Annotated in this window: 18 protein-coding genes; 7 read left to right on the top strand and 11 right to left on the bottom strand. The window is 61.9% G+C overall.

Features of this window, described 5'->3' with window-relative positions:
- The first annotated feature begins 111 nt into the window (after nt 1–111).
- Entirely contained in the window at nt 112–864 is a 753-nt protein-coding gene (gene glcC / locus BLV18_RS16125; protein ID WP_056844267.1) for a transcriptional regulator GlcC, read from the top strand.
- Between the two features lie 9 nt (nt 865–873).
- Here the strand turns inward: glcC and BLV18_RS16120 are convergent, their stop codons facing one another.
- From BLV18_RS16120 to BLV18_RS16110, 3 genes are all read right to left on the bottom strand, one after another.
- Nucleotides 874–1743 (bottom strand): DUF6279 family lipoprotein, encoded by an 870-nt coding sequence (locus BLV18_RS16120; RefSeq protein ID WP_425272629.1) that lies wholly within the window; start codon nt 1741–1743, stop codon nt 874–876.
- A gap of 84 nt (nt 1744–1827) precedes the next feature.
- Nucleotides 1828–2547: a TorF family putative porin gene (locus BLV18_RS16115; RefSeq protein ID WP_090359971.1), complete on the bottom strand. Its 720-nt coding sequence runs from the start codon at nt 2545–2547 to the stop codon at nt 1828–1830.
- 161 nt (nt 2548–2708) lie between these two features.
- Nucleotides 2709–2897, bottom strand: coding sequence for a PFL_1563 family small protein (locus tag BLV18_RS16110; protein WP_177327984.1), 189 nt, complete (start codon nt 2895–2897; stop codon nt 2709–2711).
- 220 nt (nt 2898–3117) lie between these two features.
- Between BLV18_RS16110 and BLV18_RS16105 the strand changes: the two genes are divergently transcribed.
- On the top strand, nt 3118–3954 hold the full coding sequence (locus tag BLV18_RS16105; protein ID WP_090359969.1) for a CvfB family protein: 837 nt from the start codon (nt 3118–3120) through the stop codon (nt 3952–3954).
- Nucleotides 3955–3975: 21 nt separating this feature from the next.
- Here BLV18_RS16105 and BLV18_RS16100 read toward each other — a convergent pair whose 3' ends face one another.
- On the bottom strand, nt 3976–4356 hold the full coding sequence (locus BLV18_RS16100) for a hypothetical protein (RefSeq protein WP_090359966.1): 381 nt from the start codon (nt 4354–4356) through the stop codon (nt 3976–3978).
- Nucleotides 4357–4571: 215 nt separating this feature from the next.
- On the opposite strand from BLV18_RS16100, the gene BLV18_RS16095 reads away from it, so the two are divergent.
- Together BLV18_RS16095 and BLV18_RS16090 are read left to right on the top strand one after the other, a co-directional pair.
- Entirely contained in the window at nt 4572–4763 is a 192-nt protein-coding gene (locus BLV18_RS16095; protein ID WP_049862489.1) for a CsbD family protein, read from the top strand.
- Nucleotides 4764–5000: 237 nt separating this feature from the next.
- The gene (locus tag BLV18_RS16090) at nt 5001–5978 is read left to right on the top strand and encodes a YihY/virulence factor BrkB family protein (RefSeq protein ID WP_090359962.1); all 978 of its coding nucleotides are present in this window, start codon (nt 5001–5003) and stop codon (nt 5976–5978) included.
- 10 nt (nt 5979–5988) lie between these two features.
- Here BLV18_RS16090 and BLV18_RS16085 read toward each other — a convergent pair whose 3' ends face one another.
- Nucleotides 5989–6402: a GNAT family N-acetyltransferase gene (locus BLV18_RS16085; protein ID WP_244156875.1), complete on the bottom strand. Its 414-nt coding sequence runs from the start codon at nt 6400–6402 to the stop codon at nt 5989–5991.
- 118 nt (nt 6403–6520) lie between these two features.
- On the opposite strand from BLV18_RS16085, the gene BLV18_RS16080 reads away from it, so the two are divergent.
- Nucleotides 6521–7156, top strand: coding sequence for a DUF998 domain-containing protein (locus BLV18_RS16080; RefSeq protein ID WP_090359959.1), 636 nt, complete (start codon nt 6521–6523; stop codon nt 7154–7156).
- Nucleotides 7157–7176: 20 nt separating this feature from the next.
- On the opposite strand, the gene BLV18_RS16075 is transcribed toward BLV18_RS16080, so the two are convergent.
- From BLV18_RS16075 to BLV18_RS16060, 4 genes are all read right to left on the bottom strand, one after another.
- Nucleotides 7177–7506, bottom strand: a complete 330-nt coding sequence (locus tag BLV18_RS16075) for a DUF202 domain-containing protein (protein ID WP_056844269.1) — start codon at nt 7504–7506, stop codon at nt 7177–7179.
- Nucleotides 7503–7913 (bottom strand): YidH family protein, encoded by a 411-nt coding sequence (locus tag BLV18_RS16070; RefSeq protein ID WP_090359957.1) that lies wholly within the window; start codon nt 7911–7913, stop codon nt 7503–7505. The genes BLV18_RS16075 and BLV18_RS16070 overlap by 4 nt, the downstream gene beginning before the upstream one ends.
- Nucleotides 7914–8010: 97 nt before the next feature.
- Nucleotides 8011–9198, bottom strand: coding sequence for a GAF domain-containing sensor histidine kinase (locus BLV18_RS16065; protein WP_090359954.1), 1188 nt, complete (start codon nt 9196–9198; stop codon nt 8011–8013).
- A 113-nt stretch (nt 9199–9311) separates the two neighbouring features.
- Nucleotides 9312–11441, bottom strand: a complete 2130-nt coding sequence (locus tag BLV18_RS16060; RefSeq protein ID WP_090359952.1) for a putative bifunctional diguanylate cyclase/phosphodiesterase — start codon at nt 11439–11441, stop codon at nt 9312–9314.
- Nucleotides 11442–11628: 187 nt separating this feature from the next.
- Here BLV18_RS16060 and BLV18_RS16055 point away from each other — a divergent pair, with 187 nt between their 5' ends.
- Nucleotides 11629–12708, top strand: coding sequence for an MBL fold metallo-hydrolase (locus tag BLV18_RS16055; protein WP_090359949.1), 1080 nt, complete (start codon nt 11629–11631; stop codon nt 12706–12708).
- Nucleotides 12709–12720: 12 nt separating this feature from the next.
- On the opposite strand, the gene BLV18_RS16050 is transcribed toward BLV18_RS16055, so the two are convergent.
- On the bottom strand, nt 12721–13632 hold the full coding sequence (locus tag BLV18_RS16050) for a formate/nitrite transporter family protein (protein WP_090359946.1): 912 nt from the start codon (nt 13630–13632) through the stop codon (nt 12721–12723).
- Nucleotides 13633–13736: 104 nt separating this feature from the next.
- Nucleotides 13737–14618: an alpha/beta hydrolase gene (locus tag BLV18_RS16045; RefSeq protein WP_090359944.1), complete on the bottom strand. Its 882-nt coding sequence runs from the start codon at nt 14616–14618 to the stop codon at nt 13737–13739.
- A 198-nt stretch (nt 14619–14816) separates the two neighbouring features.
- Between BLV18_RS16045 and BLV18_RS16040 the strand changes: the two genes are divergently transcribed.
- Nucleotides 14817–15800, top strand: coding sequence for a 2-hydroxyacid dehydrogenase (locus BLV18_RS16040; RefSeq protein ID WP_090359942.1), 984 nt, complete (start codon nt 14817–14819; stop codon nt 15798–15800).
- The last annotated feature ends 155 nt before the right edge of the window (nt 15801–15955 follow it).

The raw sequence follows: 15955 nt of genomic DNA, 5'->3' as shown, positions 1-15955 counted from the left end.
CCAGTTCTTTTCACCGTGGGGCTTCTCTCGTTGCCTCTACTGGCTTATTTTCGGGTTCTCGCCGACGGCTCCGGGGTAATCCTGGGCAATGGTCCTACCAGCAGGTATCCCATGCACAACAAACCTCAGATTGCCGATGTCGTGTGCGAGCGCATCGAGCGGCTTATCGTCGACGGCGTTCTCAAGACTGGCCAGCCTTTGCCATCGGAACGGCGCCTGGTGGAAAAGCTCGGGGTGTCGCGCAATGCACTGCGCGAAGGCCTCAAGCTGTTGCGCGCCCGCGGCATCATCGCCACCGAGCAGGGCCGCGGTTCGTTCGTGGCGTCGTTGTCGCCGGCCAACGATGCCACGCCCTTGATGCACCTGTTCAGTTCCCAGCCGCGAACGCTTTACGATCTGTTCGAAGTGCGCTCGCTGCTCGAAGGCGAGTCGGCCCGGCTGGCTGCGCTGCGCGGTACCCAGGCCGATTTCGTGCTGATCGAACGCAGCTATCAGGCGCTGTTGGCGGCCCACGACCAGCCGCTGGACGCCACCCGGCACGCCCACCTGGACCATGCTTTTCACCTGGCCATCTGCGATGCCTCGCACAATCCGGTGCTGGTGCAAACCCTGCGCTCGTTGACCGACCTGCTACTCAACTCGGTGTTCGCCTGCGTGAACAACCTGTACCACCGCCAGCCGCAGAAACAACAGATCGACAAGCAGCACGCCAGGCTCTACACCGCCGTGATCAACCGCCAGCCCGAACAGGCGCGCAAGGCCGCCGTCGCGCACATCGAAAGTATTTGCGCCAATCTGCGCGAGATCGAAGGAGAGGAGCAGCGTCTGGTCAGGGCGACGATGCGCTTGGAGGGGTGGGCCTGAGGCGCCGAACTAGGCGTTCTTCAGGCACTTGAGGTTGGCGAAGTCCTCGCCCAATTCACCCAGCTTGCGCTCGATGCGCGTGCGCTGTTCCGGTGTACTGTCGGCGGCCAGCCCCACCATCAGGTCGATGGCCGCCTGCTCGGTGCGTGCATAGGCAACTTTATATTGCGGGGTCCATACCGTTTCACGCTGCTGCAGTAATTGCGCGATGCGTGCCGGGAATTCGGCGGATTGACGTTGCTGCAGGGCGGCCAGCAACTGGTTCTGCCAATGTTCGCGGTTGTCGATCCATTCCCGGTTTTGCGCGCCCAGACTCTGCGACCAGGCCTGCACCCGTTGCTGCTGCGCATCGGTGAGGTTGCCGAACCACGGGGTGAGACGCTTGCTCATGCGTTTGGCGCGCTCGTCGATCTGCGTCTGCAACGGCGGCTCAACGTATTCCTTGCGGCGCTTGGCCAAGTCGTCGCTCAGCGACTGCTGCAACGCGCGGACCTGATTGTCATCCAGCCCCTGCAGCAACTCCACCGCCGACGGCGTGACTTGCACAGCAATTGCCGAGATCGCCTGTTTCGCCTCGGCCGTGCGTTCGCGCAACGCCGGCGCCGTCACCTGCTGCTCGACGACCATACGCTGGACCTTGTCCAGCCACTGCAGGTTGTCGGCCAGTTGCGTGGTGCAGTGCCAGCGTAGGTGCTCCTTGAGGCGCTCATCGAACCAGCTCTTCTGCTCGCGATTCATGTCCAGGTAGTCGTTCATCGACCAGGGAATGATCACATCCAGATTGCGGTAGGCCAGATCCACCCGCGTGCAGCCACCGAACAGCAGACACAGGCCCAGCAGCATCCAGCAGTGCAACAGGCGACGAGACAGGAGATTCATGGCGGCGGTCCGTGCGATGGCGTTGTTGTGGTTATAGAGCCATGCCGGTGCGTGCGGTTCAGCACGATGTGGAAAAACCCGAGGTCAGAAAAACGCGTGCTGGGCCTTGAGCATGAACATGCTGTCGCACTGGCCGTTCTGACCGGAGTAAGCGGCGCAATTGGCCCCGCTCAGGTCCGAACCGCTGTAGATGAAATCCAGGTCGAAACTGCCGAAGGGCCGTGACATCTGCAGCGACCAGTCATTGAAGGCGCGCACTTCCTGTCCTTCACCAATGGTGAAGGGAGTCGAGAGCTGATGGTTGCTGACTTTCATGGTAAAGCCCACATCCAGCAGCGGCAGACCGCCAAGGTCGGCGAACAGCGTGCTGTTCTGACCGTCGGGCGTATTGTTGAAGGCGGCACCGAAGCGCCGGTCCAGTACCCGCAGGCCGGCATAGAGCGCATGGGTCGAGGGCGCATCCACTTCCGGATAGCTGTACTGGATCACGCCGACTTCATAACCCAGGGAGTTGTCGAACGGATGCTTGTAGCCCAGGTAGGAGTCGACCTCCAGATTGCTGGAAGAGGCCAACCCCATGTTGGGCGACCATTGGCCGAAATACACCCCACTGTCGTGGGTCAGATCCAATCCGCCGTGGAACGAACTGCCGGTACTGGGCTGGACCAGGCCCGCAGCCATGCTGCGCGACGGTGTGGTGCCGAGCTTGAGGTTGAAATCGCCGATGTCACGCTGGATGACCTGGGCGTAGAGAGAAGGGTGGACCGCAAGTCCGGCTATCAATAACCAGCTGGGTCTGAGCATGCCTACCTCCAGTAAGCCTGGACGGCCCGATCTAGAAGGCTGCAAGCATACCGCTCAGGGGCGATGCGAGGCTGCCATTCGTCGATTCGAGGGGGATAAGGGTGATGCGGGGAGTCACACGACGCGGAAGTTTTGCCCGGCGCAATGGCCGGGCTGCAAACTTACTTCTTGCCCAGGCTGATGTGCTTGGATGGGGTGAAGGTCTGGCCGCTCACGCCTTTGGCAATCTGCTGGATCTCGCCACCGGACTTGAGAAACGCGGCAATCTGTTCGTTGATCGATTCGCTGGTTTCAACGGCGGGGGCGGGCTTGACTTTGCTGTTCGATGCTTTAACGCGCATGGCTGCCATTAACCTGTCAAAAATTAATATGGCCAGGCATTGTACATGATTTATCCATTCCCGGCTGGCCGCACGGACCAGTGGTGCCGATCGATGCCGCTACAGCCCTTTGAAATCAAGGATCTGGCGCGCCAACTACCTGGGCGCCAAAGGTGCATCGGACGCCTTGCGCAGCGAGCCGAAGGGTTCTCGGGTAGAATGCCCAGCCAGGTGACGAGGAATATTCGAAATGGCTTTAGTCGGGCGCTACAACGCATTGCAAGTGGTTAAACACACGGACTTCGGTCTGTATCTGGATGGCGGCGCGGACGGCGAGATCCTGCTGCCCAACCGCTACGTCCCCAAGGATATTCCCAGCGAAGACGAAGACTGGCTGAACGTCTTCGTGTACCTGGACAGCGAAGACAAGCTGCTGGCCACCACCGAAAAGCCCAAGGTGCAGGTCGGCGAGTTCGCCAGTCTCAAGGTTGTTGAAATCAACAGCATCGGAGTCTTCCTCGACTGGGGCCTGCCCAAGGACCTGCTCCTGCCGTTTTCCGAAGAAAAGCGCCAGATGAAAGCCGGCGAGTATTGCGTCGTGCACGTGTATCTGGACAAGCGCACCCGCCGCATCACGGCCACCGCGCGCCTGGACCGCTATCTGGATAAAGTGCCGCCGGCCTATCAGGTGGGTCAGGAAGTCGATCTGTTGGTGGTCGAAGAAACCGACATGGGCTTCAAGGCCATCATCAATAACGCTCACTGGGGCTTGATTCACAAGAACGAAGTGTTCAAGTTCCTGCGCTCGGGCAAGCAGGAGAAGGGCTACATCAAGGAACTGCGCAGCGACGGCAAGATCGCCCTGAGCCTGCAGCCGGTCGGTGCCCAACTGGCCAGCAGCCTGAACGCCCAGATCCTCGACAAGCTGCGCGCCAACCAGGGCACGCTGCCGGTCAGCGACAAGAGCGATCCGCAACTGATCAGCGACCTGTTCGGCGTCAGCAAGGGCAACTTCAAGAAAGCCATCGGCGCCCTGTACAAGGACGGCCAGATCGTCATCCACGCCGACCGCATCGAACTGGTCTGATGCCCGTTGCGCAGCCCGCTGTCAGGGCTGCAGGAACGGCGCGAAGCCAACGCCGCTGCCAGCGGGGCGTACGTCCTTGAGAAACGAATCCTTGTCGGCGCTCAACTCCAGGCTGACGGTCGACTTGCGCTTGCCGGCGTTGCGCACCACCAGGCCTTCGATGTGCTCGCGCAGGAAGGCGGTCGTCACTTTCACGTGCAGCAATTGATCGCTGGAAGGGGTGTGCAGCAGCAGGTGAATCCATTCGTACTGGCCAATCTGCAGGCGGGCCACCGGAATGTCGAACCACCAGATGTTGCGCTTGGGGTCCAGCAAGGCGAAATGGCAGTTGTTGACGCCGAGCACCGCGCCACCCAGTTCCTTGTTGCGACGGGCGATGGCTTGGGGTTTGTCGAGTTTCATGAAAATTCCTACTGGTATGACGCTTCGGCACTGACCGAATCCGACCGGCATTCTGCGGGCAAATCGCTGGAACATAAAGCGCCGACCAACCGCCGGTGTCTGCCAGATGACCGCGGCGTCTTTTGCCGCGCAAAATAATTTGAAACTCTGGCGACCCGACGTCGGTCAATTCTTGTGTCGAGACAAGACATTCCTAAATGACCAGGAGACTTATCATGAGCGGCACTTCAGACAAGATCAAAGGCGTGGCCAACGAAGCCGTTGGTAACATCAAGCAAGGCGTCGGCAAGGTCACCGGTAACGAAGAACTGCAGGTCAAAGGCGCAGTTCAAGAGAAAAAAGGCGAAGCACAGCAAGTCGAAGGCGACGTGAAAAATGCCGTCAAAGACACTGTGAAAAAACCCTGAGGTAGAGTGTTCTCTGCTTGAATGAGGTTTACCAACGGTCATCTATCGATGGCCGTTGTGCTATTGGGCAGACACGGACGTACATACTCTGCCTGTCGTTTTTCCTGCGGCTTTGGGGTAGAAAGCCGGCTCCGAGCTGCCGGGCCGCAACACGCCTTGCTGCGGTTGCCTGATCCAATCATGTACTGCACCTGCCCAGGCGGCGTATTCGAAGGTTGAGTGGCGCAAGGAGACGCTATGCTATTTCCCTACATGCATAACCTGCCTTTCATGAAGGTCATGGTTCGTACGGTCAAGGAATTCGTCGACGACGAAATGCCGACCTATGCTTCGGCACTGGCTTACCAGATGCTGTTTTCGCTGTTCCCCTTTCTGCTCTTTCTGATCGCCTTGATCGGTTTCCTGCATTTACCCGATTTCTTTACCTGGATGCGCCTGCAAGCCGATCTGGTCCTGCCTCCCCAGGCGCTGGAGCAGGTCAATCCGGTCATCGACCAGTTGCAGCAGTCCAAGGGCGGCTTGCTTTCCATCGGTATCGTGGTTGCGCTGTGGACCGCCTCGGCAGGCGTGCGTCTGACCATGAGTGCCATGAATGCCGCCTACGATGTGGTCGAGGAGCGTCCGGCCTGGAAGCGCATTCCGCTGTCGATTTTCTACACCATCGGCTTGGCTGGCATGCTGTTGTGTGTGGCGGCCCTGATGGTCACCGGTCCGCAGGTCATGCAGTGGCTGGCAGGGCAGATCGGCATGGAAGACTTCATCGTCACACTGTGGACCATTCTGCGCTGGCCGCTGATCGTCATCCTGCTGATGATCGCCGTGGCAGTGATCTACTACGTGATGCCGGACGTGAAGCAGGAATTCCGTTTCATCACGCCAGGCTCGATGCTCGCGGTGGTGGTCTGGATCGTCGCCTCGCTGGGCTTTGCCTATTACGTGAAAACCTTTGCCGACTACAACGCCATGTACGGCAGCATCGGTGCGATCATCGTGTTGCTCCTGTATTTCTATATCTCTTCGGCCGTGCTGTTGCTGGGCGCCGAGATGAATGCGGTGATCGAACACATGTCGGCCGAGGGCAAGGACAAGGGCGCCAAGGACCCGGACGAACAGGCTCCGGCGGTGGACCAGACGGCAACCCAGCCCAGTGGTGAAAAGGACTTGCGCCCGGAACCTGCCACACCGTCCACAGTGGTTCCTCGCCCGCAACCCTGAGTCGACGCTGTCAGGCGGTGGCCGCCTCGGCCCTGACCAGGGCCAGCAAGTCCTTGCTGGCCCTGTAGCGTTCCAGGCGCTGGGCCAACTCAGATGGCAGCGTGACAGCCTCCTCGAAGCCAGCTCGTCGATAGTAATCGTGCAGCTCAGGTGCGCAGAACAACCATACCGGTCCACCCAGTGCGGCTTGAGCCGCATCGAACAGACCTTGGCCGTAGCCTTTGTTGCGATGCTTGATTGCCACATGAAGCCCGGTCAGCCAATGACCGTCGGATACCGGCAGGAAGCTCGCCCCCGCGATGATCTCGCCATCCTTTGCCACCCACCAGCGCGCATTGCCCACACTGCGCATTCGGCTTCGTTGCAACTTGTAGAACTTGTCCAGCAGCGGTCGTGCCTGGGTCGGAAGCTCGATGAATTCCACGCAAATGTGTCCTGCTATTACCAAAGCGTCCGGTTTACCCGATCGCGGGAAAAATTGCTTCGTGACGACATCGACGCTGTAGTAAGGTCCGGGCCTCTTTTCATGACGGAGATGCGCTGTGCAGCAGCCGATTCGCAATCCACTCTATCTGGCCGGCCTGATCACGCCCCTTTGGCTGGCCATCGCGCTCATCGTGGCCGGCAGCCTGTATCCGGGGTACAGCCATGTCAATCAGGCCATGGGCTTGTTGGGCGCCATCGATGCGCCCACCCACGCGCTCTGGCCCTGGCTCGCTCACTTCCCGCTGGGTGTCTTGTTGATCGCGTTCGGCATTGGCCTGTACATGCGTCATGCCCATCTGCGGCTGGCGCGTCTGAGCGCTTCGCTGGTCATTGTGCACGGTCTTGCCAGCCTGGCTGCCGGCTACTTTTCCTGTGATGACGGCTGTTCGCTGGAATACCCGTCGATGCAGCAGAACCTGCACACCATCGCCAGTGTGATCATGTCCGCAAGCCTGTTGCTGGCCAGTGCATTGTGGATTTTCGTGGCACGCCGCGAAGGCCGCAAGGGGCTTGTCTGGCTGTCCCTGGTGTGCAGCCTGTTCGCGTTGGGCTGCCTGCCGTGGATGGCAGCTGCCATGGACGTGGGCCGTGGTTTCGGGCTGTTCCAGCGGGTCAATTACTTCGCCTCGCTGTTGTGGGTCGCCGGGCTGGCCTGGGCACTGTTCAAGGACGACCGCAGCGGGCAGCTCTGAATGGCTCAGGTCACCATGACTCAGGTCATCAAGGTGATCCAGATGGCCGCAGCGCCGATCAGTGTGACCATGCTGCCCAGGCCGAGCACCCCGGTCACGTCGGCCGGAAAGCATGCACGACTGATCCCTTCGACACGGCAGCGGTAACGGCGGCGCTGGCTCATCCAGATCGCCAGCGCCGCCATCAGCGTCAGGGCAATCAGGGCCCCGGCAAAACGGCCGTGGTGGGGCATCCAGCGCAGAAAGAACAGGCTCGCCACCAGCATGGCCAGCAGCGTGCGTCCCCAGGCAAGCAAGGTGCGTTCGGGCTGCAGGCCTTCATCCTGATGGCCTGCCTGAGGCAGGCTCATCGCAATACCACGAAGGCAATCAAGGCTGCCGTGACCAGGGCACCGCCAATTGACAGCAGCGGCACCAGCAGCGGAATGGGCAGGGGTTGCTTGTGCCGCATGGCCCGCTCCACGTTCAGCCAGCGCAGGCTGGCGCTGGCACTGAGCAGCATGCCCAGAAGCAGCAGGATGACCGCCAGGGTCTTGCGAAACTCCGGCGCGAAGACGTCCGCGGTGAACGCCTCGACGGCGATGCCACCGGCCATCAGCGCCAATGCCGTACGGATCCAGGCCAGAAAGGTGCGCTCGTTGGCCAGGGTGAAGCGGGGGTCGGGCTCGCTGCCGCCTTTGAGCAGGCGCAGCTGTCGCGCGCTTCGCGCGCTGCGCTCGCCGTGCTGAGGGGGGATCCCGGGGTCAGGTCTCGCCATGTGGTTGCCAGGCAGGGTGTGAAAGTAGGGCGATGCTACCACCGTCGCCCGTTGGGCCGTGCACTTTCATCCGCGCAGGCGCTCGAACGGCAGCGGCTCAGGCGGCGGTAACCACGGGCAGGTGGAAGACGAACTCGGTACCGTCTTCATCGCTGGAGCTCACCTCCAGTCGGCCGTCGTGGGCCAATGCAATCTGATAGGCGATGTACAAGCCCAGCCCAAGGCCGCCGCGCGGGCTGCGTACGCTGGGCCGCGCGAATGGCTTGAACAGTTGCGCCCGCACATTTTCGGCGATCGCCGGCCCCTGGTTATGCACCGCGAGCGTGAACTCCTGATTGGACAAGCGACCGCTGACGCGAACATCGCTGTCTGACGCGCCGTGAATGATGGCGTTGGACACCAGGTTCGAGAGCAACTGGCCTATGCGCTCCTTGTCGCACAGCACGCCCTGCAAATCGTCGATATCCATCGAGATGACGCGCTCGGGGTGGATGCGCTGCAGCTCCGAGACCACATGTTCCAGGCTTCGCGTCAGGTCGGCATCGGGTTGCAGGTCGACCACGATACCGGCGCCCAATCGCCCGCGAGCGAAGTCCAGAACGTCCTCGATCAGTTGCGAGGCGCGGCGTGCACTGGTCTGGATATGCTTGACGATACCCACGCTGCGCTCATCGGCGACCCGTCGCTGCAACAGCTCGGCGCCAGCGTTGATGGCGAACAGCGGGTTGCGCAGGTCGTGGCCCAGCACGGCGATGAACTGATCGCGCAGATCGGCCATTTCCCGCTCCTCCAGCAGCGCAGTGGCCGTGCGCTGGTGCCGCTCTTCATTCTCCATCTGCAGCGACAGCAGGCGCGCGAACGACGCCATCATCGGCTCGATACTGGTGCCCTTGAGACGGGTGGGCCGTGGATCGAGCGCACAGATCGTGCCGAAGAAGCTGCCGTCGGCCCGGAAGACGGGCGTGGCAATGTAGCTTTCGAAACGATAGAGGCGCGGCGTGGGGTGGTTGCAATACACCTCGTCTTCGCTGACCTTGTCGATGATCACGGTCTGATGGCTGGCACGTATCTCATGGCACAAGGTCGTGGTCACGTCCAGCCCGTCGCCGACTTCCAGGCCCAACCCGATGTTGTCGAGCACCGCGCAGGTGGTCCAGGCATTTTCGGTCACACGGGCAACGGCAGCGAAGCGCAAGCCTGTGGTTTCGCAGATGACCTGCAATATGGAAGGGACCGCGTCGATGCGCGCGATGGTGGCTATGTCGGCTGCTGCAGTCGTGCCCATGAGGTGTCCACTGTGGTTGCGCAGGCCGGGACCATTGACGGTCGTGTCCGGGCGATGCCCCGATTCTAACGAGGCGTTCGGGGCCTGTAAAAAAATGTTGGACAGCCTGTCGATCAGCGGGCGTGCAAACCTGCTTGATGCCCTTGTCGTGACCTGCGCAAGTCGGCCTGTTGCTGAAGCAGCGGTGTCAATGCTGCCAGCTCCATGGCCTCACCGAGGTAAAGGCCCTGGACTTCCGCACAGCGGTCGTCCTGCAAGGCGCGCAGCTGTTGGTCAGTGCCGACGCCGGCACCGATTACCCTTGCGCCCATGCTTCGACCCAGGTCGATGATGCCTCGCACCAGTCCGCGATCCTGTGGATTGCTCACCAGACCGGCGACGAAGCGTGGGTCGATCTTCACGGCATCGAATGGGTAAATGCGCAAATACCCCAACGAACAATAACCGCTGCCGAATTCGTCGAGTATCAAACCCACCCCCGATTCCTTCAAGGCCATAAGGGCCCCCATCGCGCCGTCGGCACAACCCAGCATGACCTGCTCGGCAACTTGCAACTGCAAGCGATTGGCCGGCAGGCGGCTGTCGGTCAACGCATCGCGCACATCGCGGGCGACGTCGCTGCGGCTGAAATACGCTGGCGCCAGGCTCACCGACACCGCAATCGACTGCGGCCAGTGCCGCGCGGCCGCGCACGCTTCGCGTAGCAGCCAGCGCTCGATGGGCACGATCAGGTCGCTGCGCTCGGCCAGAGGCAGAAACGCGTCGCAGGTGAGCATTCCTTCGACCGGGTGCTGCCAGCGCAGCAGTGACTCGACGGCAATCACCCGATCACCGTCGGCGCTGTACCGGGGCTCGAAGTGCAGCAGCAATTGGTCATGCTGAAGGGCGGAGCGCAGATCGGTTTCCAACTGCCGAAGGTGGTGCTGGCGGTCCAGCGCAGGCGCGAAATGCTGCCAGTAGCCGGGACCTTGCGCCTGTGCTTCGCTTAAGGCGAGCTGGGCGCAGCCGATCCACTCGCGGGCGTCTCCCCGGCTGGGATGATCATGAACCACGCCGATGTTCACCCCCACCTGCAATTGCTTCACGCCGTGCACGATGGGCCTTTGGATATTATCGATCAGGCGCTGGCAGAAACGCTCGATCTCGATCATCACGTCGATGCTGGCGAGCACGATCATGAATTGTCCATCCCGCAGACGGGTCACCAGATCGTTGCTACGTGTGCTGTCGCGAAGACGACCGGCGACCGTACGCAGGATGCAGTCGCGCGCAGGTTGACCCAAGGTTTCGCCCAGCTGCTCGAAATCGGCCAGGTCCAGCAGCAACAGGGTCAAGGGCACAGGGCGAAGACGATCGGCCAGCGTCTGATCGAGAAACCGCGTCAAGGCATGCTCGTCCCCCAGCCCTGTCACGGCATCGTGGGTCGAGCGATGAGCGAGCTGGGCCTGAGCGCCGACCTGATCGGTGATGTCGAGCACCGTGCCGCGGTAGCCTGCAATCTGTCCATCACGCACGATGGGGCAGGCGACGATGCGGCTGTGGCGGGTCTGGCCGATGCTGTCGCGATAGCTGCAGCGCAGATGCCCGACACCTGACGAGCCGTCACCCAGTTGCTGCAGCCACTGGCCAGCCGGGAGGGTGTCGCACTGCAGCAGCAGCTCGACAGGCTGCCCCAGCCATACGTCGCGCGCCAACCCGGTTGCGGTGGTGAAGCTTGCGGAAAGATAGCTGACACGCAAAAACGCGTCGGTTTCCCATATCCAGTCCGAAGAGGCGTCGGCCAACGCGCGCAGGCGCTCATCGCTGCACCGCAGGGCCTCGTATTCGTGCTGCAACCGAGCATGGTCCTGATCGATGTCACGCAAGCTGCGCAAGGTCTTGCGCAACAGAGCACCGGAAAAGATCAGCACGGCCAGCAGCAGCTCAGCAAGCGTCGGCAGCGACATGGACCACCAGGGTTCGCCACCCGGCGGCGGGGCCTGCACGGGCAAGCCAGCGCCGGCATCGTCGAGCGAGATCACGGGCCGGCCGCTGTTTTCGCCCAGGTCTCGCTCTACGCTGGCAGACTGGGTTGCAGTTGTCTGGATCGATAAGCCATTGGCAGGCTCAAAGGCAGTGGGAATACCGAGTAAGGCACCGCCGATGATCAGCACACAGGCAAAGATGGGCAGAACGAACGCCAGCACCAGAGCCCGTGTGTGGCGTGAGTAGCGTGAGGCATTGGCGGCATCAACAGCATTCATGGGCAGCGGTCCCTGCGAACAGACATTTTCTGGTCCAATCTGGACGTGTGACGTCGGGCCATGGTTCCCCTCGAACGACCAGGTGCCGGTCGCCGGAATCCGGCCCACCGATCGGGCCGGAACTCTCACCTCGCACGGCAGGCCGAAAGCGTATGCTGTAGCACGCACCTTTCAACCCGAGGGCTGCATGAAAATTCCACTTCTTTTCGGAGTGCTTGCACTTATGACGTCGTTTTCGCCCAATGCCGAAGAACTGCCCGCCTCGTTGCGCGAGGACGGCCAGTATCGCAATCAGGTGGTCCTGCCCAAGGACGGCTTCATGAAGAAACTGCGCATCGGCATCAAGTACCTGCTGCTGAGCAAGCCACCCGGCACCCGCCCGCAAGCGCCGCTGCCGGTCGAGCAGCTGTCGCGCGGCCAACTGCTGGCGGCGCCGGACTACAGCCTCTGGCGGTTGGGGCACTCCACCGTGCTGCTGAAGATGGGTGGGGAGTTTCTGCTGACCGATCCGGTGTTTTCAGAACGCGCCTCCCCGGTACAGTGGGCCGGTCCTCTACGCTTTCACCAGCCACCGATCAGCATTGCCGACCTGCCGCCGATCAAGGCGGTCATCCTGTCCCACGACCACTACGACCATCTGGACGAACACGCAATCAAGGCGCTGGCCGGCAAGAGCGAGTATTTCCTGACCACCTTGGGCGTAGGTGACCGATTGCTCGAGTGGGGCGTACCGGCCAGCAAGGTTCGCCAACTGGACTGGTGGCAAGAAACCCAGGTCGGCGGCTGGCGTCTGGTGGCGACGCCCGCGCAGCATTTCTCGGGCCGTAGCCTGTTCGACAGCAACAGCACGCTGTGGGCGTCGTGGGTGATCATCGACAAGGACTTTCGTCTGTTTTTCAGCGGCGATACCGGTTATTTCCCAGGCTTCAAACAGATCGGCGAGCGTTTCGGCCCGTTCGACCTGACCCTGATGGAAACCGGCGCCTACAACGTCGCCTGGCCGAACGTGCACATGCAGCCCGAAGAAACGCTGCAGGCGCACCTGGATGTACGCGGCAAGACCCTCCTGCCAGTGCACAACGGCACCTTCGACCTTTCGATCCATGACTGGCACGAACCCTTCGACCGCATCAGTGCGCTGGCCCAGGCCAAGGGCGTGCCGTTGAGCACACCGCGCATGGGAGAGCGCATCGATCTGCGTCAGCCTCGACTCGGCGAGCACTGGTGGGAGCAAGTCGATTCCCCGGCTTCCGCAGTCACACCTTGACCGGTCAGGGCATCAGACGTCGGCGTTGGGTTCCTTTCGTGACTTGCCCTTGCCGCCATCCTTGGGTGGCAGACCGCTTTCGCTTCTGATCTGCGCATGGGCGATCAGGGCGAAGATGAAGCTGCCGCCAATGATGTTGCCTGCCAGGGTCGGTGCCGCGAAATCGAGCCAGAAGGCCTTCCAGTCCAGCTCGCCAGCCCACACCAGGTAGGACACCTCTGCCGAGCCCACCACGATGTGGGTGAAATCGCCCAGCGCCATCAGGTAGGTGACGAGGATGATGATCCACATCTTCGCGCTTTCCTGCGACGGGATCATCCAGACCATGGTGGCGATCATCCAACCGGAGATGATGCCCTTGGAAAACATCTGCGACAGGTCGTTTTCCATGACCTTGCGCCCGATTTCCAGAAAGGCCTCGTCGGTCTTGGTATCGAAGATCGGCAAATGCAGCATGACGTAGGACACCAGCAAGGTACCCACCAGGTTACCGCCCAGCACCACGCCCCACAGTTTGAACAGCCGTCCGAAATTGCCCAGGCTCGGCTTGCTCATGACCGGCAATACGGCGGTCAGGGTGTTCTCGGTGAACAGTTGCTGGCGTGCAAGAATCACTGCAAGAAAGCCGGCCGAGTAACCCAGGCTGGAGATGACCTTGCTGGCCTCGCCTGCGGGCAGACGGGAGTTGAACAGTCCCATGGCCATCAGCGACAGGCCCATGGTGAGGCCGGCGGCCAGGGCCGACCAGAACAGGGCGGCTACGGTACGCTCCAGTTCATGGTCGCCCTGTATGCGTATGGTTTCATGCAACACCGCCGCGCGGGGCGGCTGGTTCTCATGGACCTCTTCTTTTTCGTCGGCCGACAGGCCAGGCGTCTTGCCGTCTTCTTCAGGGGCATCAAGGCGGGGTTCGTGCTTTTCCATGGAGGTTCCTGCGAATGCGGTGGCGCGCGTGCCGGGTGCACGGCTGCCACAGCACAGACCTTCAGGGCACTGAATAAGTTGCGTCACCGCGCGCCAGACATCGGCTACAGGCCGAATACCTCGCGCAGCGCCTTGGCATACGCCTGGCTGCCCAGGGTCATGCTGTTGTTGTGCGTACCACCGGGCACCAGCAGCAACCGCTTGGGTTTGGCCGCGGCATCGAACAGTTCCTGGCTGAAACGCGGCGGCACATAACGGTCGTCCAGGCCATGAACGATCAGCACCGGAATCTTGATGTCACCGATCTTGTCGATGGAATCGAATTTCTCCGACATGATCCAGCGCACCGGCAGCGAGGTATTGGCCACTGCCGCTGCTGCAGCAGCCAGGTCGGTGAAGGTCGACTCCACGATCAGCCCGGCAGCCTTTGGCTCATTGCCCTCGGCCAGATGCTCTGCCAGATCCACCGCGATCGCGCCGCCCAGCGAGTGACCATAGATGAAGCGTCGCTCGGCCTTGGGCTGCAACTGCACCAGGCGTTCCCAGGCAGCCTGGGCGTCCTGGTACACCGTGCGCTCGGAAGGCAGATCGCCGGGGCTTTCGCCAAACCCGCGGTAATCGATCGCCAGCACCGAAAAACCCAGTTCGCGCAGCTGGCTGATGCGTCGCACCTGTGCGGTCAGGTTCCAGCGTGTGCCGTGCAGATACAGCACCGCCGGTGCATCGACGCGCGGCGCCGGCCACCACCAGGCGTGCAGGTATTGAGTGCTGCTCAGGGCCTTTTCCACTGGAATCTGCAGTTCGGTGACGCCCGAAGGCAAGCCTGCGTACCAACTGGCTGTACCTGGCTCGATGTTGAACAGCAGCTGCCGCTCTTTGTAGGCCAGTTGCGAACAACCGTAGGGCAGGCCGACACCAATCGCCAGCGCCAGCAGCAGAAAGGGAAGCCAGCGCCGGCGACGGGGCGCGGTGGTAGGTGTTGCCATGCATGCAAACTCCAAGCGGGTCTTTGTACTGGACCTGAACCGGCCCGATGCTGTTCCCACGCGAATTGGTTTCAAGTGGTGTCAGCGCTGGCGAGGGCCGCCACCCGGTTGCCATCGGCAGGACGATCTTCTACTGTCCATCGACTACCGATGATCGCGCCGCCGTCGCAGGCGGCGTTTCAATAAAAAGGACAACACATGAAAATCGTGATGGTAGGGGAGGCCGCAACACATCGCGACGCGCTCTCCGCAGCCCTTGATTTCCCGGCACAATTCATCGCGCTGCCCCGCGAGGCCCACGAATCTGACGCCTGGGACGATCAGATCGAAGGTGCCGACGTGCTGGTCTCGATGCGTTTCCAGCGCAGTGGTCCGACTCCGGCCTTTCGTTTGCTGCACGTGCCCGGTGCCGGGCTGGATGGCATCGATTTCACCGCGCTGCCCGCCGGCGCAACCGTCTGCAATGTGTTCGAGCATGAAATTCCCATGGCCGAATACGCCTTGGCCTGCATGCTCGAACACCAGGTCGAACTGGCGGCCCTGCGAGCTCGCTTCAGTACCGAGCAATGGACGCACGCCTACCTGAAGCGCCAACCGCGCGGCGAGCTGTTCGGCAAGACCGTGGTCATCGTCGGCTTTGGCCGCATCGGCCACGCCGTTGCCAGCCGAGCCCAGGCATTCGGCCTGCACGTCATCGCCATTTCCGCACGCGCCGAAGGTGGACGAGTGGACGGCCCCATGGATGAAGCGTACACACCCGCCGAACTTGACCAAGTGCTGCCCCATGCCGATTTCGTCATCCTGACCTGCCCGTTGGACGAACGTACCCGCGGTTCCTTCGCGGCCGCCCAATTCGCTGCGATGCGCCCTGATGCCGTGCTGATCAACATCGCACGCGCCGCCGTGGTCGATGAGGATGCGTTGTACCACGCCCTGCGCGACCACCTCATCGCCAAGGCCTACCTGGATGTCTGGTACCGCTACCCCAGCGGCGATACCGACCCGGTCGCACCCGCTCACCATCGATTCGAAGACCTGTCCAATGCCTACTGCACGCCCCACGCCTCCGGCTGGACCCGGGGCCTCTTCGAACGCCGCTACGCCTTCATCGCCGCCAACATCAACCGCCTGCACCAAGGCCAGCCCCTCCAGAACGTCGTTACAAACCCCCGTCCCGTCTAACACCCGACGCGGCGACACACCCGGCTCCCTGTAGTAGCGGCGCGAGCCGCGTCCGGCCGCACCGCAACCTCCCTGAACCACCGCACCTGCTTCCCACATACGCCCCAAATCCCTCCTACACCGCAGCCCCCCAATCCCTCTGCCTGGACGCACCA

Origin of the sequence: Pseudomonas coleopterorum, assembly GCF_900105555.1 — a bacterium.
Taxonomy (GTDB): Bacteria; Pseudomonadota; Gammaproteobacteria; order Pseudomonadales; family Pseudomonadaceae; genus Aquipseudomonas; species Aquipseudomonas coleopterorum.
This window is presented reverse-complemented; position numbering and strand designations above follow the sequence as displayed.